This window comes from Halomonas sp. PA16-9, from assembly GCF_009728585.1.
Lineage (GTDB): Bacteria > Pseudomonadota > Gammaproteobacteria > Pseudomonadales > Halomonadaceae > Vreelandella > Vreelandella titanicae.
Map to the genome: position 1 here is coordinate 1,237,596 of NZ_CP040451.1, position 24,841 is coordinate 1,262,436.

The 24,841-nt window shown below is 53.3% G+C and carries 29 protein-coding genes, 1 pseudogene and 1 riboswitch; of the genes and pseudogenes, 15 read left to right on the forward strand and 15 right to left on the reverse strand.

The genetic code is table 11. The features are described 5' to 3' along the window. The first annotated feature begins 165 nt into the window (after nucleotides 1-165). From FDY98_RS05595 to FDY98_RS05605, 3 genes are all read left to right on the forward strand, one after another. Nucleotides 166-1,107, forward strand: a complete 942-nt coding sequence (locus FDY98_RS05595) for an HlyD family secretion protein (RefSeq protein ID WP_340146777.1) — start codon at nucleotides 166-168, stop codon at nucleotides 1,105-1,107. Further along, a complete protein-coding gene (locus tag FDY98_RS05600; RefSeq protein ID WP_027959872.1) occupies nucleotides 1,097-2,221 on the forward strand; it encodes a DUF2955 domain-containing protein in 1,125 nt (374 codons plus the stop codon). The genes FDY98_RS05595 and FDY98_RS05600 overlap by 11 nt, the downstream gene beginning before the upstream one ends. Nucleotides 2,222-2,344: 123 nt before the next feature. Continuing rightward, entirely contained in the window at nucleotides 2,345-2,530 is a 186-nt protein-coding gene (locus FDY98_RS05605) for a CsbD family protein (RefSeq protein WP_027959871.1), read from the forward strand. 134 nt (nucleotides 2,531-2,664) lie between these two features. Here the strand turns inward: FDY98_RS05605 and FDY98_RS05610 are convergent, their stop codons facing one another. From FDY98_RS05610 to tenA, 4 genes and pseudogenes are all read right to left on the reverse strand, one after another. Further along, nucleotides 2,665-3,888, reverse strand: a complete 1,224-nt coding sequence (locus tag FDY98_RS05610) for a hypothetical protein (RefSeq protein WP_340146778.1) — start codon at nucleotides 3,886-3,888, stop codon at nucleotides 2,665-2,667. After that, the gene (locus FDY98_RS27170; protein ID WP_340146779.1) at nucleotides 3,885-4,373 is read right to left on the reverse strand and encodes a hypothetical protein; all 489 of its coding nucleotides are present in this window, start codon (nucleotides 4,371-4,373) and stop codon (nucleotides 3,885-3,887) included. The genes FDY98_RS05610 and FDY98_RS27170 overlap by 4 nt, the downstream gene beginning before the upstream one ends. A 240-nt stretch (nucleotides 4,374-4,613) precedes the next feature. After that, nucleotides 4,614-6,517 (reverse strand): annotated as a pseudogene (thiC, locus tag FDY98_RS05615) (phosphomethylpyrimidine synthase ThiC). 31 nt (nucleotides 6,518-6,548) lie between these two features. Continuing rightward, nucleotides 6,549-7,232 carry a thiaminase II gene (gene tenA / locus FDY98_RS05620; RefSeq protein ID WP_009287211.1) on the reverse strand — a complete coding sequence of 228 codons (684 nt, stop codon included), beginning with the start codon at nucleotides 7,230-7,232 and terminating at the stop codon, nucleotides 6,549-6,551. A gap of 88 nt (nucleotides 7,233-7,320) precedes the next feature. Then, a riboswitch (TPP riboswitch) is annotated at nucleotides 7,321-7,483 on the reverse strand. Between the two features lie 213 nt (nucleotides 7,484-7,696). On the opposite strand from tenA, the gene FDY98_RS05625 reads away from it, so the two are divergent. From FDY98_RS05625 to FDY98_RS27180, 3 genes are read left to right on the forward strand one after another with little or no spacing between them, the layout of a single operon-like run. Further along, nucleotides 7,697-8,653: an NAD(P)-dependent oxidoreductase gene (locus FDY98_RS05625; RefSeq protein WP_027959869.1), complete on the forward strand. Its 957-nt coding sequence runs from the start codon at nucleotides 7,697-7,699 to the stop codon at nucleotides 8,651-8,653. A 53-nt stretch (nucleotides 8,654-8,706) separates the two neighbouring features. Then, nucleotides 8,707-9,183, forward strand: a complete 477-nt coding sequence (locus tag FDY98_RS27175) for a class II aldolase/adducin family protein (protein ID WP_340146780.1) — start codon at nucleotides 8,707-8,709, stop codon at nucleotides 9,181-9,183. Then, on the forward strand, nucleotides 9,108-9,473 hold the full coding sequence (locus FDY98_RS27180; protein ID WP_340146857.1) for a class II aldolase/adducin family protein: 366 nt from the start codon (nucleotides 9,108-9,110) through the stop codon (nucleotides 9,471-9,473). The genes FDY98_RS27175 and FDY98_RS27180 overlap by 76 nt, the downstream gene beginning before the upstream one ends. A 153-nt stretch (nucleotides 9,474-9,626) precedes the next feature. Here FDY98_RS27180 and FDY98_RS05635 read toward each other — a convergent pair whose 3' ends face one another. The 5 genes from FDY98_RS05635 to FDY98_RS05650 all read right to left on the reverse strand — a co-directional run bounded on the left by FDY98_RS05635 (nucleotide 9,627) and on the right by FDY98_RS05650 (nucleotide 12,871). Beyond that, entirely contained in the window at nucleotides 9,627-10,460 is an 834-nt protein-coding gene (locus tag FDY98_RS05635; RefSeq protein WP_009287212.1) for an ABC transporter permease, read from the reverse strand. Between the two features lie 9 nt (nucleotides 10,461-10,469). Beyond that, the gene (locus FDY98_RS05640) at nucleotides 10,470-10,970 is read right to left on the reverse strand and encodes an ABC transporter permease subunit (protein WP_340146858.1); all 501 of its coding nucleotides are present in this window, start codon (nucleotides 10,968-10,970) and stop codon (nucleotides 10,470-10,472) included. Further along, nucleotides 10,874-11,188 carry an ABC transporter permease subunit gene (locus tag FDY98_RS27185; RefSeq protein ID WP_340146781.1) on the reverse strand — a complete coding sequence of 105 codons (315 nt, stop codon included), beginning with the start codon at nucleotides 11,186-11,188 and terminating at the stop codon, nucleotides 10,874-10,876. Before FDY98_RS27185 ends, FDY98_RS05640 begins: the two co-directional genes overlap by 97 nt. A 66-nt stretch (nucleotides 11,189-11,254) precedes the next feature. After that, a complete protein-coding gene (locus FDY98_RS05645) occupies nucleotides 11,255-11,941 on the reverse strand; it encodes a transporter substrate-binding domain-containing protein (RefSeq protein WP_340146859.1) in 687 nt (228 codons plus the stop codon). Nucleotides 11,942-12,100: 159 nt separating this feature from the next. After that, entirely contained in the window at nucleotides 12,101-12,871 is a 771-nt protein-coding gene (locus FDY98_RS05650) for an ABC transporter ATP-binding protein (RefSeq protein WP_027959865.1), read from the reverse strand. Between the two features lie 324 nt (nucleotides 12,872-13,195). Between FDY98_RS05650 and FDY98_RS05655 the strand changes: the two genes are divergently transcribed. From FDY98_RS05655 to FDY98_RS05680, 6 genes are all read left to right on the forward strand, one after another. Next, complete coding sequence (locus FDY98_RS05655) at nucleotides 13,196-13,873, forward strand: TetR family transcriptional regulator C-terminal domain-containing protein (RefSeq protein ID WP_022520621.1); 678 nt, start codon at nucleotides 13,196-13,198, stop codon at nucleotides 13,871-13,873. Nucleotides 13,874-13,883: 10 nt separating this feature from the next. Continuing rightward, nucleotides 13,884-15,071 (forward strand): pyridoxal phosphate-dependent aminotransferase, encoded by a 1,188-nt coding sequence (locus tag FDY98_RS05660; RefSeq protein ID WP_027959863.1) that lies wholly within the window; start codon nucleotides 13,884-13,886, stop codon nucleotides 15,069-15,071. Nucleotides 15,072-15,441: 370 nt separating this feature from the next. After that, complete coding sequence (locus tag FDY98_RS05665; protein ID WP_022520619.1) at nucleotides 15,442-15,630, forward strand: 2-hydroxymuconate tautomerase; 189 nt, start codon at nucleotides 15,442-15,444, stop codon at nucleotides 15,628-15,630. Nucleotides 15,631-15,920: 290 nt separating this feature from the next. Next, on the forward strand, nucleotides 15,921-16,283 hold the full coding sequence (locus tag FDY98_RS05670) for a DUF1304 domain-containing protein (RefSeq protein WP_027959862.1): 363 nt from the start codon (nucleotides 15,921-15,923) through the stop codon (nucleotides 16,281-16,283). A gap of 119 nt (nucleotides 16,284-16,402) precedes the next feature. Continuing rightward, nucleotides 16,403-16,987 carry an HD domain-containing protein gene (locus FDY98_RS05675; RefSeq protein ID WP_027959861.1) on the forward strand — a complete coding sequence of 195 codons (585 nt, stop codon included), beginning with the start codon at nucleotides 16,403-16,405 and terminating at the stop codon, nucleotides 16,985-16,987. Between the two features lie 89 nt (nucleotides 16,988-17,076). Then, complete coding sequence (locus FDY98_RS05680; protein WP_027959860.1) at nucleotides 17,077-17,532, forward strand: GNAT family N-acetyltransferase; 456 nt, start codon at nucleotides 17,077-17,079, stop codon at nucleotides 17,530-17,532. Between the two features lie 255 nt (nucleotides 17,533-17,787). Here FDY98_RS05680 and FDY98_RS05685 read toward each other — a convergent pair whose 3' ends face one another. The 3 genes from FDY98_RS05685 to FDY98_RS05695 form a co-directional block, all read right to left on the reverse strand. Next, nucleotides 17,788-18,042 (reverse strand): Txe/YoeB family addiction module toxin, encoded by a 255-nt coding sequence (locus tag FDY98_RS05685; RefSeq protein WP_022520614.1) that lies wholly within the window; start codon nucleotides 18,040-18,042, stop codon nucleotides 17,788-17,790. Next, on the reverse strand, nucleotides 18,039-18,290 hold the full coding sequence (locus tag FDY98_RS05690) for a type II toxin-antitoxin system Phd/YefM family antitoxin (RefSeq protein WP_022520613.1): 252 nt from the start codon (nucleotides 18,288-18,290) through the stop codon (nucleotides 18,039-18,041). Before FDY98_RS05690 ends, FDY98_RS05685 begins: the two co-directional genes overlap by 4 nt. A 156-nt stretch (nucleotides 18,291-18,446) precedes the next feature. Beyond that, a complete protein-coding gene (locus FDY98_RS05695; RefSeq protein WP_027959859.1) occupies nucleotides 18,447-18,686 on the reverse strand; it encodes a hypothetical protein in 240 nt (79 codons plus the stop codon). Nucleotides 18,687-18,846: 160 nt separating this feature from the next. On the opposite strand from FDY98_RS05695, the gene FDY98_RS05700 reads away from it, so the two are divergent. Beyond that, nucleotides 18,847-19,782, forward strand: coding sequence for a LysR family transcriptional regulator (locus FDY98_RS05700; RefSeq protein ID WP_035538578.1), 936 nt, complete (start codon nucleotides 18,847-18,849; stop codon nucleotides 19,780-19,782). Here the strand turns inward: FDY98_RS05700 and FDY98_RS05705 are convergent. Beyond that, entirely contained in the window at nucleotides 19,749-20,768 is a 1,020-nt protein-coding gene (locus tag FDY98_RS05705; protein WP_027959857.1) for an NADP-dependent oxidoreductase, read from the reverse strand. The two genes, FDY98_RS05700 and FDY98_RS05705, sit on opposite strands and share 34 nt — an antisense overlap. 107 nt (nucleotides 20,769-20,875) lie before the next feature. Here FDY98_RS05705 and FDY98_RS05710 point away from each other — a divergent pair, with 107 nt between their 5' ends. Further along, nucleotides 20,876-21,760 carry a LysR family transcriptional regulator gene (locus FDY98_RS05710; RefSeq protein ID WP_022520609.1) on the forward strand — a complete coding sequence of 295 codons (885 nt, stop codon included), beginning with the start codon at nucleotides 20,876-20,878 and terminating at the stop codon, nucleotides 21,758-21,760. Between the two features lie 342 nt (nucleotides 21,761-22,102). Here the strand turns inward: FDY98_RS05710 and FDY98_RS05715 are convergent, their stop codons facing one another. Both FDY98_RS05715 and FDY98_RS05720 read right to left on the reverse strand, forming a co-directional pair. After that, nucleotides 22,103-22,291 carry a hypothetical protein gene (locus FDY98_RS05715; RefSeq protein WP_022520608.1) on the reverse strand — a complete coding sequence of 63 codons (189 nt, stop codon included), beginning with the start codon at nucleotides 22,289-22,291 and terminating at the stop codon, nucleotides 22,103-22,105. 298 nt (nucleotides 22,292-22,589) lie between these two features. Further along, nucleotides 22,590-23,573 (reverse strand): LacI family DNA-binding transcriptional regulator, encoded by a 984-nt coding sequence (locus FDY98_RS05720; protein ID WP_231500705.1) that lies wholly within the window; start codon nucleotides 23,571-23,573, stop codon nucleotides 22,590-22,592. A gap of 290 nt (nucleotides 23,574-23,863) precedes the next feature. Here FDY98_RS05720 and FDY98_RS05725 point away from each other — a divergent pair, with 290 nt between their 5' ends. Continuing rightward, nucleotides 23,864-24,781, forward strand: a complete 918-nt coding sequence (locus FDY98_RS05725) for a dihydrodipicolinate synthase family protein (protein ID WP_027959854.1) — start codon at nucleotides 23,864-23,866, stop codon at nucleotides 24,779-24,781. Nucleotides 24,782-24,841 lie beyond the last annotated feature (60 nt).

The following is a 24,841-nucleotide window of genomic DNA, read 5'->3' on the forward strand; positions in this document are numbered from 1 at the left end:
AGGCGCTGGCCAGGTGGTTTCCTGGTGGCTAACAAGTGAGCTCTGCATGACCCCGATCAAATATTTGCCCGATGGGTGAGGGTAGCCCTTGCTACCTTTGTACTGCTTTTTATCTATTTTCTGGTGGCCGATAGCTTTATGCCCATGACGCCCGAGGCGAGGGTGATGCGGCCGGTCACGCGAATAGCGCCCGAACTCAGCGGCCCAGTGAGTGAGGTGCTGGTCAGTAATCACCAGCATGTAGCAAAAGGCGATGTGCTGTTTCAGATCGACCCTGCGCCGTTTCGATTAGCCGTTGAGCAGGCGCAGCTTAATCGCGAACAGGCCAAGCGGGAGAATGCCCGGTTGGAAGCAGAGCTTACCTCTGCCCAAGCGGAGCTGGCGTCCGCTGAGGCAACGGCTGCCGAGCGTCGGGGAGAACTTCAGCGTGCTGAAACCCTTGTGGCGCAGCAGAGCGTATCGCGCCAACAGTACGAACAGCAGGTGGCTGCTGAGCGTACCGCACAGGCCAGTGTGGCGGCAGCCAGGGCTAAAATCGTCAGCCTGGAAGTGCAACTGGGCGAGGCCGGTGAGACGAATCTGCGTTTGCGCCAAGCAGACAATGCGCTTTCCAAGGCGCAGTTGGATCTTGCTCATACCCAGGTGCGCGCCGCGCAAGCCGGAAGTGTTTCCAACCTGCAGCTAGATGTAGGCGACTACGTTCAGGCGGGGCAGCCAGCGGTAGCAGTAGTGGCGGATGCGATAGATGTCATTGCCGATTTTCGCGAAAAGAGCCTGCGCCATGCGGCACCTGGTGACGCAGCGCAAGTAGTGTTTGATGCTTGGCCAGGCCAGGTATTTGATGCGCAAGTGCTCGCCATGGATGCCGGTGTTCGTGAAGGACAGTTGTCTGCCGATGGTCAACTGGCTGATATTCCCACCACCGATCGCTGGATACGCGATGCCCAGCGGATGCGTGTACACCTGGTGCTAACTCAGCCAATCGCGAATTTATTACCCAGCGGCGCCCGCGCCACGGTGCAGCTTCAGCCAGGAGATGCTGCTTTGGCCAAACCATTTGTGTGGTTACAGGCACATCTGATCAGCTGGTTGCACTATGTTTATTAAGAGCCCGTATATTAAGCGCCTGTTGTTGACCCCGTTTAAAGGTTGGTGGGGGAAGCGTGACTGGGCTAATGCCAAGGGAACTGCTCGCCCGGTGTTAACCCAAAACGGCCTGCGTCAGTGCTTGCGGGTGGCCGGTGGTGGCACGCTGGGGTTTGTGGTCAGCCAGCTAATGGGCTGGAACTACGGGGTGTTTTTTACTGTTTTCCCGATGTTCTTGCTGGGCATGGTGCCGATTCTGAATGGCCATATTATTCGCCAGTTTTTAGCCAACGTATCGCTTAACGTGCTTGAAGTCAGCCTGGTGGTGGGGTTACTCAAACATATACCGGTGGTGATGACCCTGGTGGTGATGGGCATTTTTCTGTTTCGCTTTAACCTGATGGCGAAAGGGCCGCTGTTTCTGTTTGGCGCCAACGGTGTGCTGACGCTCAGCATTCTGCTTCACTTCGCCAGCTACCCCAATGTGGACTTGAGCGATTTACTGGCCTGTAATCTCGTCGCCAGTGGTTTGGCGGTGTTTATTGCCATGCTGATGCATACGCTGTTTCCCGACGTGGAAGCCCGCAAACCGCCGCCCAGGGTTACCAAAACACCCTCGCAAATTCGCCATGAAACTTTAATCGGTGGATTAACCGCCACGCTCTCATTTGTAGTGTTTCAGATGTTCGACTTGCAAGGGTCGCTCTCTGCGCAGATGGCGACCATCCTGGTGCTGTTTACGCTGGGGTACTCTGGAGCGAAAGTATCAGCCGGTAAGCGAGCCATAGGAACCCTACTAGGGTGCAACTTGGCTCTATTAATGCAGTTATTCTTATATACTCAGAGCCACCATTTCCTGCTGGTGGTGTTGCTCTACTGGCTGGGGTTAATGCTTTTCGCTCGAGAGCATATCCATGAAGGGGGCGGTTCAGGGATTGGCTTTGGTGGACTGACCACTCTGGGGATTCTGTTTGGTCAGTCGTTAGGCCCGCATCAGGATCTGGTGTATAGCGCGCTCTATCGCTTCTCTTCCATGAGTGTGGCACTGGTTCTTACGCTTCTGGCTATGGCTTCCCTGCACTTCGTGTTGAACCGCTGGGCACCAACGCGGTTACCCGCCAACAACCCGGCCTAAATTAATTAGCGCAACTTTTTTAATAAAGGCTACTCTGATGAATGTGTCGACGTGTGATTAGCCGTGCTACTCGCACCTTTCACACACGGCGTTTTCCCTACTAACGGATTAGAGGTGTTCGTCATGGCAACTGGTAAAGAAGATAAAGCGAAAGGAACGGCCAACAAAGCAGCGGGAAAAGTGAAAGAAGCCACGGGCAAGGCAACAGGAAGCGCTAAAACTGAAGCCAAAGGTAAGGCCCAGCAGGCTAAAGGCGAACTGCAAAAAGGCAAAGGCGACGCCAAGGAGAGCCAGAAAAAACAGCGCTAGTTATGTAACACTGATACCAACAGGGGGCTTCGGCCCCCTGTTGGCGTTTAAGTGGTTTTAAACAGTTGTCTTGCTCAAACGAAAAAACCGCTAACCCACTAGCAGGTTTTTCGCATTATTGAAGCGGCCTGATCTTAGTTTAATTCCAGCGATAAACTCATTTCCACGCCAGCGTCATCTACTCTGAACCAGTACTCCATGTTTTTGTAGATGTCACCATATTGCTTGAGCATATCAATATCGGACGCTGACAAATCATCTGATGGTATCTGTTCCACAAAGTCGGCCAGTGAATGGTAGAACTCGCCTGTTATGTGTCCATGAACAAGCAGATTGCGCTCTGAGGCAGGGGCTTCCAGCTCTTTCTGCAGTGTCGCCGAATCACTGATACCAGCGCCCAGTACAATAGCCGTGTCAGACATGGCGGCGTAGAGTTCCGGTGCCTCAGGGGGCAGCATCATGCTCTCGACTTGCTTGGCTTCCCCACCGGGTTCAAGCCCTAGAGTCCCTAACTCCGGCGCGAAAGAGCTTGCGGCAGAAAGCAGGGAAAGAGGATTTTGTGAAGCAAGCGTCAGGAGCCCCGTCATGGTAGGTTCGCCGTCTGTCATTGTCAGACTGTTGATACGAGCTCTGAAGCCAGATAGTGACTGACCAATCATCATGGTGATCGGGTTATTAATCGCCATGTTGATCTCATTCCAGGAGCTGTTCAGATCTTGTAGTTCATCACAGCTGAAGGGGTTCTGGCGCACTTCCTGAGCATATTTCTGAACGGTCTGAACCAACAGCGGCATGTTCAGACCTAAGCCATAGCTGGCCATACCTTCTGTGCTACCTAGGCCCGGCACCTGAGTCGTCAGAGTGCGCAGGTCGCTGACAATATCCTCATCGGTTTCTAGAATCAGGTTCATTTCCATGCGGTCAAGATCGTTCTCGCGCGAGCCCATTACAAGGCCAGGGAAGCGGTTCGTGATACGGTCGATATCTGCCTGGCAGGCGGATAAATCCAATTGCTCGGCATCAACCGCTTCCATCAGTGCCTGAGTACCTGAGTGAGTGGGGGTGCTCAGCTCATTAAGTAGGCGTGAGGAGTCGATTTTCCCCGCGCCGTAAGGTGTAAAGCCATGGCGCTTTTCAAGCTCTGCCAGTGCATCGGTATCACCGATGCTGCTGTCGGGCAGGGTGTTGCCCAGCACTTGTGCTAGCAGCTCGTCACTAGCATTCTGTGGTACCACAGACACCAGCAGTTGCTGGTCGTCAATGGCTAGAATCGCCTTGACGGGCCCCTCAGGCGTCAGCACCCAGTATTCAGTGCCGTTGGTGGTGGCCGTGCTCAGGTTAATGTCTGCTTTGGTCAAATGCGTTGCAGCGTTTCGCGGAAGGCATCTTCATCCTGCAGTTGCATACGTAAAACAGGCAAGACACCCAACCCATAGAGGGCGGCCTGAGGGTTCATTTTCAGGCCTAGCGCATGGACATCGTCCAGTGTTTCAACATCGACCAGTTCTTCACTCATGGCGATCAATACCGTCATCAACGAATACATCACTTCATCGTCTATCTCGGGCAGTGTCTCGCGTAGCTCATCCAAACTAGACTCAATGCTAGCCTTGGGTTGCATGCGTTGATAACGATCAAAAGCATCTTGTTCAGGCATTGCTTCACGTGTTGCCATGAAGTAGGGAGAGTCAGCCGGAATATATTTCAGCATGGGAGCTGCATTATTTTTCGGCGCTTCCTCCTGTGTGGCTGCTGACGTTGATTCGTTATCATCGCTGCAGCCGGTTAACATGCCTGCGCTGAGCAGAGCCGCGGTTACCGCCAAGGAAAGTTTGGTTTTCATCTGGAATCGGTTCTTTGAATGGTGTTGGTTTTAAATAAAACGCTATGAACAGAGCGCTGCGCAAATGAGAATCATACACGAGCAATGTATAATTAATCTACTTGGACGGTAATTACTTTTAATATTGTTAGAACAAATTCAGTGGCTGGCCTGTGGCGATTGGATATTAATGTGACCCTTGAGTTTTGCTAAGACTCAAGGGCCACATATAGTCACAATGCTGTTCAGTAAGTCGCTATTTTAAACTTCCTGATACAGCTCACTGCCTTTGTTGCGGAACTTCTCTGCCTGCTCTTCCATGCCTTTCATCACCGCTTCCTGATCGCCGTTTAGGCCATGTTCGTTGGCGTAATCGCGCACCTCCTGGCTGATCTTCATGGAGCAGAACTTTGGTCCGCACATGGAGCAGAAGTGCGCCACCTTGGCGGAGTCTTTGGGCAGGGTTTCGTCGTGGTACTCCCGAGCAGTATCCGGGTCTAGCCCCAGGTTGAACTGGTCTTCCCAGCGGAACTCGAAGCGCGCCTTAGAGAGTGCATTATCCCGCCGCTGTGCTGCAGGGTGGCCCTTGGCGAGATCCGCCGCGTGGGCAGCAATCTTGTAGGTAATGATGCCGGTTTTGACGTCGTCTTTATTGGGCAGGCCCAGGTGCTCTTTGGGGGTGACGTAGCAGAGCATGGCGCAGCCAAACCAGCCGATCATCGCCGCCCCAATGCCCGAGGTAATGTGGTCGTAGCCGGGGCTATATCGGTTACCAGCGGGCCTAAGGTATAGAAGGGCGCTTCGTCGCAGTATTCCAACTGCTTATCCATGTTCTCTTTCACCAGGTGCATGGGCACGTGGCCGGGGCCTTCGATCATCACCTGCACATCGTGCTTCCAGGCAATATGGGTCAGCTCGCCCAAGGTTTTTAGCTCCGCCATCTGTGCTTCGTCATTGGCATCGGCCACTGAGCCAGGACGCAGGCCATCACCGAGGGAGAACGCCACATCGTACTGCTTGCAGATCTCGCAGATCTCCTCGAAGTGGGTGTACAAGAAGCTCTCCTGGTGATGGTACAAACACCATTTGGCCATGATCGAGCCGCCGCGGCTGACAATGCCGGTGACCCGCTTGGCGGTGAGCGGCACATAGCGCAGCAGTACGCCCGCGTGAATGGTGAAGTAGTCCACGCCCTGTTCGGCCTGCTCGATCAGCGTATCGCGGAAGACTTCCCAGGTGAGGTCTTCGGCCACGCCTTTGACCTTTTCCAGCGCCTGATAGATAGGCACTGTGCCAATCGGCACCGGCGAGTTGCGCAAAATCCACTCGCGGGTTTCGTGGATGTTCTGCCCAGTGGAGAGATCCATAATGGTGTCCGCGCCCCAGCGGATGCCCCAGGTCATCTTATCTACCTCTTCTTCGATAGAAGAAGTCACCGCTGAGTTACCCAGATTACCGTTAATTTTGACCAGGAAATTACGGCCAATAATCATCGGCTCGCTTTCTGGGTGGTTGATGTTATTGGGAATAATCGCCCGCCCTCTGGCGACTTCATCACGCACAAACTCAGGGGTGATTTCTTCCGGCAGGCTGGCGCCAAAGCTCTGGCCTTTGTGCTGATGGCCCAGAATGCGCTCTACTTCAGCGGTACCTAGCGCTTGACGGCGCTGGTTTTCGCGCAAGGCGATAAACTCCATTTCCGGGGTGATAATGCCCTGGCGGGCGTAGTGCAGCTGGGTCACGTTCTTGCCCGGTTTTGCTCGGCGTGGTGTGCGGGTTAGATCAAAGCGCAGCTGGGCAAGCGTCGGGTCGTTGGCGCGGCGGTTGCCGTAATCAGACGTGGGGCCTGATAGAAATTCGGTATCGTCACGCTCTTCAATCCAGGCTCGGCGTAGTTCCGGCAGACCGCGGCGCAGGTCATTGTTAGCATCCGGATCGCTATAGGGGCCTGAAGTGTCGTACACCAGCAGTGGCGGGTTCTCTTCATCAATGCCGGTGGTTTTGGTCGGCGACAGTGAAATTTCCCGGAACGGCACACGGATATCCGGGCGCGAACCTTCGATATATACCTTACGTGAGCCGGGCAGCGGCGCAATGGCGGCGGCATCGACCTGGGCGGTTTCGGCTAAAAAGTGGCTGGTTTTGCTTGTTACGGTCTTAGTCATTACGGTTGTTTCCTTGTGTTGTTTTGCTGAATTAGTGGGTGAGGTCTTGGTCTATCAGCTCTAGGCCCATCTGCCAGAAGTCGATTTCCAGGCGGGTGGCGTCGCGGAAGATCTTGCTCAGTTCGGCAAAGCGGGCGGGGGTAATGTCGGCAAGGCGGATATTCAGCCATTCAAGCTCCGCCTGCATGGCGGCCTGAAACTCCTCGCCTTCGTACATGGCTATCCAGGCGTCGTAAGGGTTTTGCGCGCCGCGCAGGGTGGAAGGCTGGGCGTTTAGCCAGTTGGCGATTTCGCCGTAGCCCACCAGGCAGGGGGCCAACGCCACGTGCAAATCCAGCAGGTCGCCGCGGTTGCCGGTATCTAACACATAGCGGGTGTAGGCAAGCGTCGCTCTGGCTTCGGGAAGCTCCTCCAGTTCTTGCTCGGAAATCCCCCACTCCTGACAAAAGCCCACGTGCAGGCCCAGCTCCACATCCACAATGGCTTTCAAGCCTTCATGGGCTTGGCGAAGATCGGCGAGGGTGGGGCTTTTGTAGGCAGCCAGCGCATAGGCGCGGGCGAAGTGAATCAAAAACAGGTAGTCCTGCTTTAAATAGTGGCGAAACGACGCCCCGGGCAGCGTGGCGGTGCCTAGCTGGCGCACAAAATCGTGCTCAATATAGGCGCGCCAATCTTTCTGGCAAGCGGTAGTGAGATCAGTAAAGCGGTAGCCCATGACTCCTCCGGTGGTAATGATCCGGAGGGCGGGCGAAAAAGATCGAGGGAGTGGCGCAGAAGGGCGGCGTGCGATCGTGAGAGAGCAGCCGTGGCCATCGCTTGATCCCTACGCCGGTACCCTCGCTGCGAACTTGTGTAAGTAGCAGCGCATTAGCCGGATCAGGTTCTGCGGGATCAGCGCTCGGCAGCATTAATTGCTACGCCCTGCGCCATCTCAGCCGGATTTCACCGGCACCCCGTCAAGCTGTTCGTTGGTGGAGTGTAGGAGGCGGGTGAGGGAGATGCAAGGGTGTATGACATGGAAAGTTATCGGGAAACAATTTATTAGCATCATTACAGCGATGAGAGTTTAGGTGCTGTAATGGCGTTTCATGGCATCGGTACGTGAATTATTATACAGTTGAGTAACAAGTGGCTGTTTTACAGCCACTGCTATTTCGAATGTGAACCGTAGGAAGTTGCATGACCAACACGAACTCGATTTTAGGCGTCTATCTCAGTGATTCGCTCGACCTTGATGCCATTTATGGTAACGCCTTGCGCGATGAAGCGAGTGATGTCGTCCTGCGCCATCCCCATGAGATCGATAACCCCGAAGATGTGCGTTTTGCGATCTGCTGGTTGCCCAATGACAAGGCTTTCGAGAGCTATCCTAATCTTGAGCTGGCGATGTCTATCGGTGCCGGTGTTGATGCCCTGCTGGCGCATCCTGGCCTGAGCGATGAAGTACATATCGCCCGGGTGCGGGATCCACATCAGGCCGACTTGATGGCGGGTTTTGCCGCGCATGAGGTGCTCCATCGTGAGCGTGAGTTCACCACCCTGGAGCAAAATGCTGCCAAGGCGCATTGGGCGCCATTGACGATGCGCGCGCCAGCATCAAGAAAGGTGGCGGTGCTGGGACACGGCACCATGGGGCGCGCCGTGGTGAAAGCGGTGGCCGCGCTTGGCTTTTCTGTACACGTAGCCTGCCGCAGCGAGCCACAAGCCCCGGTTGAAGGCGTGACCTATCTGACAGGTGACGGGGCTGTCATGGCGGCAGCGGATGGCGCCGATTATCTGATCAATGTGCTGCCACTGACGGCTACCACTGAAAACGTGCTTAACAAGGCGCTGTTCGCGAAGCTCGCCAAAGACGCTTGGTTGGTGCAGATCGGTCGGGGTGAGCACTTGGTCGAGGACGATCTTCTCCTAGCGCTCGAACACGGCCATTTGGGTGGGGCGAGCCTGGATGTGTTCCGTGCAGAGCCGCTGCCTGCGGATCATCCCTTCTGGCAGCATGAGTGCCTACGCATCACGCCACACATTGCTAGTGATTCGTTGCCAGAGGTGGTCGCAGGGCAGGTTGTCGACACCGCCCGCGCCCTTCGCGATGGGCAGCCGCTTGCCATGGGCGTTGATCGGGCGCGCGGTTACTGACGTAAACGCTAAACACGTTGCATGACAATCACTTTGCTGCAAAGGAACACCTGATGAGTCTCGATAAGTCTCAACGCACCACGACGAGCAACGCCGAACAAGAAACCCGCATCGCGCTGGCAGCCTGCTATCGTCTGGCCGCCTACTATCGCATGACGGATCTGATCTACACTCATATTACCGCGCGGGTGCCTGGTGAGAAGGGACGTTTCCTGATCAACCCTTACGGTTGGCGTTGGGAGGAGATTACGGCTTCTTCGCTGGTGAAGATTGACGTTGATGGCCATAAGATTGATAACAGCCCAGAACAAGTGAATCCGGCTGGTTTCACCATCCATTCCGCGATTCATACTGCTAGCCACCATGCGGCCTGGGTGATGCATACCCACAGCGCGCTGGCGTGGCGGTGTCGTCGCTGGAGTCGGGCCTTGAAACACGGCTTAACCAGATTGCGCTGCAGTTTCACGAACGGGTGTCTTACCACGATTATGAAGGCATTGCCCTGGATCTGGCTGAGCGTGAGCGAATAGTGGCAAGCCTTGGCGACAACCCGGCGCTGGTGTTGCGTAACCATGGCCTGCTGACGACCGGTGCGTCGGCTGCAGAGATGTTCAACAATATGTTTTATCTTGAGCGTGCCTGTGAGCTACAGGTGGCGGCGCAGTCTACTGGCCAGCCCTTACGGCTGGTGCCAGAAGAGGTGGCGCGGCACGTGGCGCGCCAATACGACCAGACTATTCATGAAGACGGCGATCTTGAACTCGAATGGGCCGCGCACCTGCGCACGCTTGAGGCGCTGGATCCAAGCTACAAAGACTAAATTGGCGCGGTTGCCAGCACGGCAAGCAAGCCAGTATCAGAACTATACGAATATCTACACAAGCAAAAGGGGGCCACTGGACGGCCCCTTTTTGGTTGTGCCACGTCCTGAATTAGCGTTAATAAACGTGATGCTCGCACAGGCCCGTGACCATTAGTGTTGTGGTACGCGGTTTTCCAGCCAGCGCAGCCCAACGATCAAGACGCCGCTCAGGCAGAGGTAGACGGCGACCAGGAAGAGTAACGGTTCGTAAGTCAGGTAAGTGGTCTGGCGTACCTGGGTGATGACGGCATACAAGTCCATCACGGTGATGGTGGCAACCAGCGGTGTGGATTTCAGTTGCAGGATGATCTCGCCCGTCAGCGTTGGTAGAGCACGATGAACAGCACGCGGAAACCAGACACGGCTAAAAACCTTGCGACGCGACATGCCGAAAGCCTTGGCGGCTTCCAGCTCGCCATGCGGTACACCGGCAAAGGCACCGCGCATAACCTCACCCTGATAGGCGGCAAATGACACCGTGAGGGCAATGAAACCATAGGGCCAGGCCTGGCGCAGGTAGTCCCAGGCCCAGGAGTCGCGAATTTCCGGGAACTGGCCGAACAGCGCTCCTAGCCCGAAATAGAACAGCCATAGCTGCAGTAGCAGTGGCGTGCCACGGATGACGGTGCAGAAGCCGGTGGCTAGCCATCGCAGCGGCCACGCTCCTTTGACTTGCGCAAGCCCTAAAGGCAAAGCAATCAGAAAGCCCACCACCACGCTGGATACCAGCATGATCAAAGTCATCTGCAGGCCTTCCCAGAGCTTGGGCAAGTAGCGGGGTAGCCAGCTCCAGTCCATCAGTTGAATCGCGGCCACCAGACCGACGATGAATATCAAAAGCAGGATAATACGGTGAGGCTCAAGTAGGCCCGGCAGTTTGGTTAACATGGGCGTTCGCGACGGTCGGGTAAGCGACGCCAGAGTTTGAGGGTCAGACACAGGCATTCCTTGAGTTCAGCGTGTAGAGACAAGACCACGCCGTGCGTAGCGTTCGAAGCGGCGCAAGGCCACGTTTGATATCAGCGTTAGCGCCAGATACAGCACGCCCGCGGCCAGAAAGAACATAATGTAATGCTGCGTAGCGCCAGCGGCCTGCCGGGTGACCAGTGTGAGCTCGCTGAAGCCGATGACGGCAAGCAGGGCGGTGTCTTTAGTGGCAATCATCCACAGGTTGGCCATGCCGGGCAGAGCATGTGGCGTCATTGCTGGCAGCGTGACCCGACGCAGCACCTGGGCGGGCGACATGCCAAAGGCGTGGGCCGCCTCGGTCTGTCCGCGGGGGACGGCGAGAATAGCCCCGCGAAAGACTTCGGTCGCATAGCCGCCCTGTACCAGGCCTATTACCAGAATCCCGGCGGTCAGGCCGTCGATATCGACGCTGCCAAACCCATGGCGGTTGAAGCACGGCTTAAAAGATCGGTGCCAACATAGTAGAACAGCAGCATCAGCACCAATTCGGGCACGGCACGAATGACCACAGTGTAGATTTCAAACAGGTCGCGAACGACCTTGTTGCCGTACAGTTTGCCAGCGGCACCTGCGATGCCGATCAGGATACCCAGCAAATAGCCACCCGCCGCCAGCTGAATCGAGCGCATGAACCCGACGAGCAGCACCTTGCCCCAGCCGGGAGGCTCATAGGCCAACAAGCTTAAATCGAAGACAGTCGTCATAGTGGCTTGTCCTTGTAAAATTGGAAAGCAAAGGCCGCCTGGGTGGGCGGCCTTTGCTGGTGGGGATTAGCTGCCGTAGATATCAAAGTCGAAGTAAGGGGCGCTAATTTCTTCATAGGTGCTGTCGGCGCGCATCGCGTCGATGGCTGAATTGACCCGTTCTCGAAGTTCGGTATCACTCTGGCGCAGGCCTACTCCCATGCCTTCGCTCATGAGTTCAGGGTCGCTGGCCACCTCGCCGCGGTATTCGCAGCAGGATTGGCCGGTCTCAGAGTTGATAAAGGTCTGTACCGCCAGGGTGTCGGCGACGATGGCATCAAGACGGCCAGCGACCAGATCCTGTAGCTCTTCGTTGAGGGTTTGATAGACATTAAGGGTGGCGCTATCCGCGAAATGCTTGCGTGCATACTGCTCTTGGTTGGTGCCCGACTGAATGCCCAGGTAGGCGCCTTCCAGGCCTTCGGGAGTAGGCTCTATGTCAGTGGACTTGCGCGCCAGGATGCCGGTGGGGCTGGAGTAATACTTATTCGAGAAGGCGATTTGTTCGGCACGTTCAGGGGTGATCGACATTGAACCGATGATCATGTCAATCTTGCCGGTTTTCAGGGCCGGAATGATGCCTTCCCAGGCCACTGGCTTGATCTCGCACTTGGCATCCAGGCGGTCACACAGCTCCTCGATGAAATCGATTTCCCAGCCCGACCAGTTGCCGCTGGCATCTGTGCATAAAAGGGAGGATAAGGCTCTGCGGATAGCCCGATCTTGTAGCTATCTGCCAACACAGGGGCAGCGAAAATGCTCAGGCCGATAAGGCCGGCGGTAGCAGTGAATGTCTTGAACATGGGATTACCTCTGTTGTTTTCGGGGTTGTCTTCCAGATTGTTTGCAGGAGTGGTGGGATATCGGTGGCGGTCAGGCCACCGAACTGATGAACTGCTTCAAATGCGGTGAGCGAGGGTCACCAAAAATCTGATCAGGAGGGCCCTGTTCTTCGATTATGCCCTCTCGCAGGAACACCACATGTGTGGCCACATCACGCGCAAACGCCATCTCGTGAGTCACCAGCAGCATGGTGCGATGCTCGGCTGCTAGGTCACGAATCACGGTTAGCACTTCGCCGACCAGCTCCGGGTCGAGTGCTGATGTGGGCTCATCGAACAGCATGGCCAGCGGGTCGACGGCCAACACGCGAGCAATCGCTGCGCGCTGCTGTTGCCCGCCGGACATGACGGCCGGATATATGTCTTTCTTGCTGCCAAGTCCCACTCGGTTGAGTAGTTCCTCAGCGCGATGAATGGCCTCGTCGCGCTTCATGCCCAACACATGAATAGGCACCTCGATCACGTTTTCCAGAACCGTACGGTGTGGCCACAGGTTGAAGTTCTGGAAAACCATGCCGAGGTGAGCGCGAATACGCTGAACCTGGCGACGGTCTGCGATTTCAAGACCGCCATGGCGGGCGTCCTTCATGCGATAGGGTTCACCCTGGATAGCTATCTCGCCCGAGGTCGGGCGCTCCAGCAGATTAATGCAGCGAAGTAGTGTGGACTTTCCCGAGCCTGATCCACCAATGATGGCGACGATATCGCCTTGGCGTGCGGTCAGGGAGATACCCTTGAGGACCTTGAGAGAGCCAAATTGTTTGTGAAGATCACGGATCTCTATTGCAGGTACGTTTGCCATTGATTGTCTCGTCTCTGGGGGCGCCCATCTGCCTCCCGGAGGGGAAACATCTTCATCATTTAGCAGGCGCTTGCAATTAGTTCCTTGTTATACGACAGTATAACTGTAAGCCAAGTACGGTCAGATTCAAAGCATCAATGTTCAACGAAAGGTGAGTCGGTTGCTGTTGGTGATCGACTGTTGAGGCAGGTTTTGTATTGATCTCACAAGGTTATTCAGTTGCTTAACTTATGTGCTGGAAACAATGCGAAGTAGATCCTGTGAAGTAATTTACGTGGCATTAAATGCCTAGGCGGATGTTTCTTAGCGGAAACGAAGGGAATTATGAGTAGGAAATCATTTCAGCGCTGGTCTATGGATGCACGGCGGCGCAGCTTACTCGAAGCCACGCTGCACTGTATTGCTGAGCACGGAATGAATGGTGCCAGCGCGCGTCGTGTGGCCGAACGTGCAGGGGTAACGGCTGGGCTGATTAGGCATTACTTCGGCTCTAAAGATGCCATGGTGAGTGCTGCTTATGCCTACCTGATTGGCCAACTGACGGGTGAAGCCGAGGAATCTTCTGAGCAAGCGGGCGAAGTGCCAGAGCGGCGCTTGGCACGCTTTATCGTCGCTAACGTAACCTCGCCGAACCTGTCGTCTCGAAAGGTCGCACTGTGGGCAACCTTCATTGGTCGCGTGCGAACCGAGCCGGAATATTCCGATATCCACCGCGAAAGCTATCGAGAATTCCTGGCTTTGCTGGAAACATTGATCCATCCGGTACTTTTAGCGCTGGAGCGTCCGGCAGACCCCGTTACCTGTAAACACTACGCTATTGCGCTGAATGCGCTGATTGATGGCCTGTGGCTTGAAGGGGGGCTGGGTCACGGCCTATATGACACAGCGTTGCTACCTAAGATCGCGTTGAGCGCCGCCGAAGGCATTCTAGCGCTGCCCAATAACACACTGATGCAGTATGTCGCTGTCGACAAATCGTCTTCTCAACCCGCAACACAATAGGGATTTATTCATGCGCTACGCAGCGATTACCGACCGTCTTTATGAACTTGGCGGTGACAAATGGGCGGTGCACAATGCCGCCAGAGCGCATCAAGCCAAAGGCAAAGAGGTCATTGAGCTGAGCATCGGTGAGCCGGATATCACCACAGATCCGGCTCTTGTCGAACACTGCATCAATGCTTTGCGGGCGGGGCGAACGCGCTATTCTAACGGGCGTGGTGAACCGGGATTGGTCGATGCGCTTATCGACACCTATGCACCACGCCTTCCTTCTATCAGCGAAGAGAACGTGCTGTGTTTTCCCGGCACCCAAACTGCATTGTTCGCTGTCATTCTGGCACTGGTCGGTGAAGGCGATGGTGTGTTGAGTGGCGACCCGTACTATGCCACCTATGAAGGGGTTATTCGCGCGGCAGGTGCGCATTTACAACCGGTACCTCTGCGTATGGCGAATAGTTTTATCATGCAGCCCGATGATCTGGCCGACGCTATTACTCCGGAAAGTCGGGTGCTAATGCTCAATACTCCGCACAATCCTACCGGCGCGGTGTTGGATCGTAAGACCTTGGTGCAGCTGGGCGAGCTGTGTATCAAGCACGATTTGTGGATTCTCTGTGATGAGGTTTATGAAGCGTTGATTTTCGACGGTGATTTTGTCTCACCACTGGAAATCGACAGCCTAAGAGAGCGAACCGTGGTGGTGTCATCGATCTCCAAGAGCCATGCGGCAACTGGTTTCCGTAGTGGTTGGTCAATTGGGCCGGTGGAGTTCTCGCGCCGCTTGCTGCCCATCTCTGAAACCATGTTGTTTGGCAACCAGCCATTTATCGCTGACATGACCGAGGTAGCCCTGCGCCAGAATTTCGATACCGCCGAGCGTCTGCGCGAAGCGCTGGGACGTCGCGCCAAACTACTGCACAAAGCTATCAGCCAAATCCCCATGCTGTCTTCAAGCCTGCCCCAGGGCGGCATGTTCCTGATGATCGATATCTCCAAAACAGGTATGGACGGCGAGGCCTTCGCTTGGCGCCTTCTCGAAGAGCAGGGTGTGGCGGTGATGCCGGGCGCTTCCTTTGGCGAGAGTGCTACATCTCTAATTCGACTGGCGCTGACAGTGCCGGATGAGGTGTTGATGCAGGCGGTCGACAGGTTGGCAGCGCTTTGTCGAAGCCTGGAAGGGCATCACCTTGAGGCGTAACAGACAAGATATAAGAATGCGTTGACTGTGATATTTAACCCCCTACTCCGGTGCTTGCACAGGCAGTGCATTAGCCGGATCAGGTTTAGCGGGATCAGCGCTTGGCAGCAAAATGCTCACCTTGCGCGATCCCAGCCTGATATCACTGGCACCCCGTCAAGCTTTTTGTTGGTGGAGTGCAGGAGGCGGGGGGGAAATGCAAGGGGAAGGTTGATACTGCCGAATTAGGCTTTGCTTGGTTGTGAAAGAGTGGAGTAGAGTCAAGATATAGTTGATAGAACTTCAATGGAAGAGCCGTCAGGTTGAATAAGGTTGCTCAGGGTGCCTCATTTAAACCTATATATATCTTTGATTTTATTAGGAGATCTATATGCCAATCGTAACCGTTCAGCAGTCTCCAGGCAGGACTAAAGAGCAACGTGAGCTCTTAGTTAAGCGTATAACCGAAGCATTTTCAGAAGCATATGGAACCAGCCCTGAGGCAGTAACAATCTTCCTTCAAAATTTTGATGATGAGCATTGGGCCAAAGGTGGGAAGCTACATTCTGATCGTTCCTGAGTAGCTTCCCCCGATATGGACAATGGTGATCAGTGGGGCAGGTCGAGATATTGAATCCGTATAGCGTTTGACTCTGAGGGTAGCCTTCACCCGCTCCATCAGTTTCATAGGGGCCGCTCCCTACAAAATGTGTGCTTATATACAGCGTTGTCGAGTTAACCAAAACGCGCAAGCACCCGAATCTTGGGTGTACTGCCGAAATTTTCTTTGCCACCTGAAGAATCAATGGGGTAGAGTTAATTTTGATGGCTACATAAGCTCAATTATGTCTCAAAAGTAGGTAAGTGCACATGGCAATGATTACTGATTTGGTAGTGTTATTGGTAGCTTTGCTCCACGGATATTTCTTGATATTGGAGATGTTTCTTTGGGATAAGCCGATGGGCCTTAAAGTCTTTGGTCATTCCAAAGAGCAAGCCGCAACGACAAAAGTTTTGGCATCGAATCAAGGTCTTTATAACGGTTTTATTGCAGTCGGTCTTTTGGTTGGTATCTTTCAAGGTGCGGCAGGATACGATTTCAAGTTATATTTTTTGGCGTGCGTTGTTGTGGCCGGAATCTACGGTGCAGCAACAGCAAACCGGAAAATTCTATTTGTGCAGGCATTGCCAGGCGCAATTGGCTTGCTTTTAGTTCTTTTCGCTAATCATTAAGTGCAGGTTCGCCATAACAATTCGCATCAGTACGCGGCCTGCGACCGCCGGATACCCTTTACATGGCTCCTTCGTCACCATTCCAAGGTCGCCGCTGTGCTCGGAGTTAGGAGGAGTACGTGACCAAAAAAGTCACTCAGATATCGGAATTTTTACTTCAGTTTGATGCGTTAAAATCGGTAAACCGCAAAACCTACATCAACGGTGGAGAGCGAGTTGAGAACTCAGCAGAACATTCGTGGCACCTAGCGATGGCTTGCTGGGCTTTTGCGGAGCAGTCACAGGAAGACTTTGACCTCTTAAAATTACTCAAACTGGCCCTGGTGCATGATCTTGGTGAGATTGGTGCAGGAGATACATTTCTCTATAGCGCAAACCGCAATGATGCCCACATTGAAGAGCGTAAATATATCGAGAAACTGGCTTCTCATCCCGGTAACCCAATCGGAGCTCTTCCAGAGCTCTGGGAAGAGCAAGAGACTGGGGAAACTAAGGAAGCAAGGCTTCTGAAAGTCATCGACCGTCTATTACCCTTTCTGCACAATGTAACGAGCGAGGGTCGTGCCTGGAGAGACCATGGCATACGGAAGAGCCAAGTGCTGAAAATGCATGGGTTCATAGAGCAGGAAAACCCAGAAATATACGACTGGTTTATTTCAAAGGTTGAGTACGCAGTGGATCAAGGCTGGCTAAAGAACTCCTAACCAGGTCAGTCACGGCGACGCCTTCATTTCGTAGCCGCGCGTGCTGAACGGCGTTAGATCTACAACCAAGCACTAAAATGGAGCTCCTAATGAAAGTTGCATACAGGATGGCAACACCTGACGATGCGGCCGAATGCATTGCCTTGAGAGGAAAGACGAGAGAAAACGCTTTCTCTGTCGAACAATTGGAAGAACTCGGTATTACTTTAGAGAGCTGGAAAGCAGGAATTAGCGATGGCTCCTTACCTGGTTACGTTGGTGTTAGTGAAGGAAAGATTATTGGCTATTGCTTCGGTGATAGCGAAACCGGAGAAATTGTTGTTTTGGCACTATTGCCAGAATATGAAAGTAAAGGTGTTGGCAAAGCACTATTGAATAAAATGATTGAGTCTTTCAACTCTTTCGGGTTTGAACGACTTTTCCTCGGGTGTTCATCCGATGCGAAAGCTCGTTCATATGGCTTTTATCGACACCTAGGCTGGCGTTCAACTGGTCTATTTGATGATGCGGAAGATGAGATACTTGAATACTTCCCTAATAAATAGTGAGGCCATATTGGCACCATCCAACAAGTGGTTCAAACCGTTCGCTGTGCTCGCTGGGACGGGCTAAAGCCCACCCCTTAACAAAACGTTATGGCACACGATTAAATTAACTGACTCAAAGCTCAGCGTCATAACAAAGCGTTTAAGAGTGAATCGCAACGCTTGGCATTTTCAGCTCAAGGCTGGGTGTCGTTTTTACGGCACAATGTTTTAGGTTAGGTGGCAGCGTTGCTTACACCTTAATGCTGCGTTAAATCAGTAGTGATATCGGAGTTGGGCAATTAGCAAAGCGTCATCCGTGACTTTGTAAACCATTCGGTGTTCTTCGTTGATTCGCCGAGACCAATAACCGGCGAGACTGTGTTTGAGAGGCTCTGGTTTGCCGACCCCTTCAAATGGCTCTCGTTTGGTCTCTTTGATTAACTTGTTAATTCGGTTAAGAATCTTCTTGTCGGTTTTCTGCCAGTACAGATAGTCTTCCCAGGCGCTCTCGGAGAAGATTAGTTTCATTCAAGAAGTTCCTTCTCCTGACCACCACCTTGTTCCAATTCGGCAACGGATTCCAGCAAACGGCGGGCGTTCTTAGGTGCGCGCAGAAGATAGGCTGTCTCTTGCAGCGCCTCATAGTCTTCGAGAGAGATCATTACCACGGATTGCGCCTTGCTTCGGGTGATGATCATAGGTGAATGGTCTTCACAGACCTGCTCCATGGTTTTTGCTAGATTGGTTCTAGCGGCTGTGTAGCTGATAGCATCCATAAGGTTGCTCCCGTACAGGATGTTGTTAATGTACAGGATATAGTACGTAGTGAGGTTTGACAATCAACTGCACAGCGCTCGGTTTTCCGCCGCTTTGCGGATTCGAATCCATTGGAAAGTTACGCGTGTTGGCAGCTTGTTTGCTAATGCGTTGTCTCAACGCAGACGCCATAGCTTTTCGATACGTCGTACCATCGCCTGGATTACCTGTCGTCGAGCTTCTTGCTGATCCAGCCGCACACGCTCAAGATCAACGCCTCCCCGCCCATCGCGGTATCTGGAAGGGATGCTTCCCTTGAGCAAATTGCCGGCACTTCCTTCTGGCACGGCATCGTTATCGCAGCGGGCTAACGAGCCGTGGTGGTGAAAGTTCTGCACTTTTGTTGTGTTCATCATGCGCCTGACCTCCATCATATCGTCCCTGTTCCCGGGGCGATTGGGTTATCTCATGGGTTCAGGTGCATGCTAATCTTGTTCTAAGCTGCAAGGTATTCCATGAAAGTGAGAATTAACTTTGCAAAAACGAACAGGTAAAAATCTCAGGCAACCTTCTGCCATGACACAGAAAACCAGGAGTCACCTAGCGTGGAACGACTTTGAGGTCGTCCTGGCAATCGCAACTGCAGGTTCGCTGTCGGGTGCCTCACGCGTCTTGGGCGTCAGTCACGCTACGATTTTCCGACGGCTGGGTGATATCGAACAGCGCCTTGGTGTTGCTCTTTTTGAAAGAAGCCGAACCGGTTACCGGCCAACGCTTGCTGGAGAAGAGCTCGCTGAAACCGCTAGAATCATGGATGAAGTAGCCTTGGCCGCCGAACGTAAAGTCGCTGGGCGCGACTTGGAGCCGAGAGGGGAAATCTGGCTCACCACAACGGACTCTTTGTTGATGGGGCTGCTCTCTCCTCTGTTCACGCAGTTTCAGCATAAATATCCAGGCATCGTGTTGGACGTCGCCGTATCCAACCAGCTATTCAATCTGACACGCAGAGAAGCTGACGTCGCCATCCGCCCGTCCAATGCTCCTCCTGAAAATCTGATTGGGCGACCGCTGACGGCCATAGGGCAGGCGGTCTACGGACATCGAAGCCTCAATCTGTCACCAGGAGCTTCCATCAAGGCCCTTGCTAGCCAGCCCTGGATTTGTGCTGGTCCGCGATTGCAGGACTCAGCACTGGATCAGTGGAAGGACAACAACGCGCTGAAAGCGGCCTGTGTCTACCGTGTCGATACTCTGGTCAATATACTCAGCGCTGTTAGCTCCGGTATGGGGCTGGGTGTTCTGCCCTGTTATTTGGCGGACGAAGATCCGGACATTATCCAGCTCACTGATCCCATCCCGGAGCTGGAATACGGTTTGTGGTTTCTGATGCACCCGGATCTACGAGGCGTAGTGAGGATTCATGCCTTGATGGATTTTCTGACAGAAGTGGTTCGCGCTCAGAAACAACGCTTGGCCGGTTACTGTTTAACGACAAGCACGACCTTACCTTGAACGCCGCCTTGCATAGCTCTCTGATGCGCAGCCGATGCTTCTGCCAACGAATAGGTACTGTCGATCACGATCCGAATGGTACGGTCGTCGAGCAAGCGACTGGCCTGCGCCAGCAGCATTCCGTTTGAGTGCACCTGTAGTGAGGAAACCGTAACCCCTAGCCTGTCGGCTTCATCCCTGGCAGAAAAGCCCAAGGGGTTGACCAGAAAGAGCGAACCGCCTGGTTTAATAATGCTGAGGAAGCGCTCCATGTTCGGGCCACCCACAGCGTCAAGCACCAGATCCACATCATGTGCGATCGTTTCGGCGGCTGCCTTGGTGTAATCAATGAAGTCATCAGCACCCAGCTCGCGAAGAAGCTCTTCATGCTTACCTGAAGCAACCGCGATTACACGCGCCCCTTTCCATTTGGCGACTTGAACCGCTAGATGCCCCACGCCACCGCCAGCTCCATTGATCAAGACGGTCTTGCCTTCGAGCGGTACAGGCACATGCCGAAATGCCTGGAATGGATTGGGTAGGTCATTACCAGGATCAACCAGAAACTGCCAGACAGTAAGCAGTGACATTGGGGCACCTGCTGCCTCGACATGAGAAATGCCCTTTGGCTTCAACGCTAGGTGGCTTTCAGGAACGCTGACATATTCGGCATAGGTGCTGCTGCCCGTCATCAGGTCTTCGGGAAAACGCACCATTGCAAAGACGTGGTCACCTACGCTGACTTTGGAAACCTCGTCGCCAATGGCAGCAACGACCCCTGACACATCAGTGCCCAATATCAACGGGAAATGTGGGCTAGGCTGCCATTCTGGAGGTAGCGCCCGATAGCCGTCGCGCAGGTAAAGGTCTGGTGGGTTAAGACTTGCCGCATTAACTTGGATAAGCACTTCACCGGTTTGTACTTCGGGTCGGGGCGTATCTTCGTAAAGCAAGACCTCTGGGCCACCGAAACTATGCAGCTGCACTGCTTTCATCATGTCGTTCATCACAACCTCACTCAAGAATAGTCACATGGCAAATAGTAAGGAAGTTCCTTGTCATTGATAATGGTGCGTAGATTCGTTTTAATAATTCCATGAAGGAACAAATCGGATTGGAACGCCTCACGGGGCTTATCGCATTTGCACGCGCCGGCTCCTTAGGCAGCTACACCGCTGCGGCGCGCTCGCTGTCTGTTTCGCCCTCTGCGATAAGCAAAAGCATCCAGCGGTTGGAGCGTCACTTCGGCGTCTCTCTTTTCACTCGTACGACACGCTCGCTGTCTTTCACGGCCGAGGGCCGCGACTTGCATGGACGTGTGCTAGAGCTGTTGCGCCAGGCAGAAGAGATAGAGCAGGTAGTGAAGTCTGCTCGTTCCGAGCCCGCAGGCACGTTACGAATTGCGGCATCACTCCCATTGGGTCTGCATCTGATTGCTCCTGCTATTACGGATTTTCGAACGCGCTACCCGAAGGTAACGATCGACCTGCGGCTGAGCGACCACATCGTCGGTATGGTTGAAGAGAGCATTGATCTTGCAGTGCGGATCGGTGACCTTGCGGATTCGTCACTGTTGTCCAGGCGACTCTCGCCTTACAGGCTCTCTTGCTACGCTTCGCCAGACTACCTGGCTAGGTATGGTGCTCCCGAGCATCCAGATGAACTGGTGGGGCACGAAACGATCAATTTGCGCTACCAAAGTACGGGGCAAATGTTTCGCTGGCCGTTCCGGATCGGCGAGAAGGAGATCGAAATAGTGCCATCTTCCCCTGTTATCGTTGATTCAAGCGAAGCCGTCATAGCTGCTATGGCCACGGGTGCAGGTATCGGGATGGTTGCAAGTTTCATGGCTGCCCAGCGGGTTAGGCGAGAGGAACTGGTACCAATCCTGCCCGACTTCGATGTAGAGCGGCATAATATCATTGCGCTATGGCCACAGAGTCGTAGCACCAACCCCGCTGTACGCGCCTTTATCGATATGTTGATCGAACGACTTTGAACAGCTTTGTGTCGTTTCGGTGAGCGCCATTTTGACGGCGGCTGCTGGCCGAAAGCTCACCAGGATTGTCGTTCTCCGTTCCTTTGCGTCAGCGATCCGAGCCACGCACAGCTACCCTGGGAATTTGCCGCTACAGTGCCAATAGTCCTGCGGTCTGGTGCAAAACCAAATTCCAGTTCGAGCGGATGGATACCTGCTAGTCTCCATCCATAGTAGGGAAAAACTTTCTGACCAAGGGAATCTATAAATACTCTGAAACAGTGGGGCTGATTCACGCCAAGCAAAACTGTCGTTGCAATGCCTATTGCAACTTTGGCTACAGCTCAAGAAACGGCAGCATTACTAAAACTGAGTGCCATCCCAATCAACACTACGCCGCCAATGAGTTTTGCCCAATGGCCCAACATATTTACCGAGTTTGTGGTCTAGTAGCGCTCCTATGGAGGCCATCACTGTGATGGCTAAGCCAATGGTGAGGCTGACGGTGATGATGTTCACATCAATGAATACGAGGCTGGTGTCTATGTTCACGGCGTCTAGGCCAGTGATGGAATGCAGGGCAATACACGTTATGGTAGGAAAGCTCGTTTGATTAAACTAGGTGCGTAAAATAACTTACTTAAGTGTAAGGTTAGGATGCTGAGTAGCGCTGGATTCTATCAAGTTCTTCTCTGATGATAAGCAGTTAATGAAAAAGTAAATATTTTTATAAATGTAGGGCGTATACTATTTGCTAATGAGTATCTAGTGAATAGCCCTCTGCCATAATTTAGATTAGCATTAGGAGGGCTCTCAGAGTAATAGCTTAATACTGCGTACTCATGATTTTTTATATATGTCGGACTGATGATGATCTTGGGATCAAACTAGGCATAGCCACTCTATTGATCGGCGAGCCAGAGTGTTTATCGCTTAGCAGTAAGTCGACAGCCTGTTGTGCAATATAGTCAAAAGGTATGTATACAGACGTGAGCGGCACAGGTAGACGACTGGCAAGAGGGATATCGTTATATCCGACTAATGAAAGCGTTTTGCCCACCTCAATGCCAAGTCTATGTGCAGCAGCCATCACGCCAATAGCGAGGTTATCGTTGACTGCAAAAATGGCTGTTGGTTTCTCATTCTGTGAGAGCAGAGCCAGCCCTGCTTCCTCGCCAGCTTCGATTCCATAGCCTGACTCGATAATCCATGGCTCACGCACAGGAATCCCTGATTCGCTCATGGCTTTGCGAAAGCCTTTTTGTCGGTCGCGAGCGCTAGAGGTAAAGCTAGGGCCTGCAACAAGGCCAATGTCACGGTGCCCCAGGTCGATGAGGTGCCGAGTAGCAAGGTATCCACCTTGAATATCGTCACCCAAGGCAGAAGGACTTTTACCATCGGTACGAAGCACCAATGAGTGCGGAACTCCCCGGTCACGCAGTTGAGATGGTAATTGGTCATCAAGTCGGCTGGTAGCCAAAATTAGGCCGTCCACACGTCGATTGAGAAGCAATTCAACCGCTTGACGCTCGCTTTCAGGATCGTCACCACTGGTTGCTACGATAGCGAAATAGTGACGTTCTTGAGCAACTTTAGAGATCGCTTCGTAGATAAGAGCCATGACGGTATCGCTCAGTCGGGGCACCAGTACACCGATAGTGCCTGTACCACCTCGCCTCAAGCTGGAGGCAAGAATGTCACGCTTATAGCCGAGTTCTTCCGCCGTTTTTTTAACCCGTTGAGCGGCTGGGCTATTGGAAGGCGGAAGGCGCTCATCAAGAACGCGAGAGACTGTAGACGTGCTGACGCCCGCGGCTTTGGCAACGTCTTGCATAGTTATAGGCTTACCGTGCATGAATATATTATTCCATGACGTGAGGTGGATTACTGAACCTCTGTGTTGGCTCGCATAAACAGGCATTTAGGCGAACCATTCTATCGGTTTTACAGCGATCTTATAAGCGATATGACGCTAACCCCACTGATTTACTATTAGTTTGCTTTCCGTATCCACACATCATTTGTGAGTCGTAGACTAACGTCTAATTTTCGATGTGGTGTATTTGGTGAAACGATTGCAATCGTTCCCAGGAACGATAACACAATCATATAAGAGGAATCATCATGTCTCTCGATCTCCGAGGTTTAACCCCCGCGCCGGTTACTCCTTTCACTCGCGATGGCGAGGTTGATTTTGCTGCAATCAAGAAGCTTGGCTCTTGGTTGGGCGGCATCGACGGCGTTAAAGGTCTCGTTGTTCTTGGCCACGCTGGTGAAGGTACATTCATGACCTCTGATGAGCAGAGGCGTGTTATTGAGGCATTTGTTGAATCGGTAAAAGGTGAGATCCCAATTATTGCGGGCATCACTCGCGAAGGCGACCATGTTGCAGCCGAAGAAGCAAAACGGGCTGTCGAGGCGGGCGCATCTGCTGGTCTAGTCTACCCATCTCATGGCTGGCTAAGGTTTGGTTATCAGGAAGGAGCGCCTCAAGAGCGCTATCGCCGCATTCATGAGGAAAGTGGGCTACCGCTGATTCTTTTCCAATATCCGGACAACACGAAAGCCACTTACAACCTCCAGACGCAGATTGATATTGCGGCTCAACCTGGTGTGTTTGCGATGAAAAATGGTGTCCGCAATATGAAGCGCTGGGATACTGAAATTCCTGTCATTCGCGCTGAGCACCCGGATCTACAAATTCTGACTTGTCATGATGAGTACCTGCTTCACACCATGTTTGATGTCGATGGTGCGTTAGTTGGCTATGGCAGTATTGCACCGGAGCCTCTGATCGAACTGATCAAAGCAGGAAAAGCCAAGGATTATGCCAAGGCGCGCGAATTGCATGATCGCCTCCTTCCAGTCACCAAGAATGTCTATCACCGTGGTTCGCATATGGAAGGGACTGTGGCTCTAAAATGGGCCCTGGTAGCCCGGGGTATTCTTGATCACGCTACTGTGCGCTCTCCGCTTCGTCCGCTTGCCGAAGGCGCAGATCGTGAAATTGCTGCTGCTATGAAACAAGCCGGTTTAGCCTAACCGGGATTGACGAATCCTTAGACGCTGGGCGTCCCCGAACGGTGATGCCAATGAGGCATC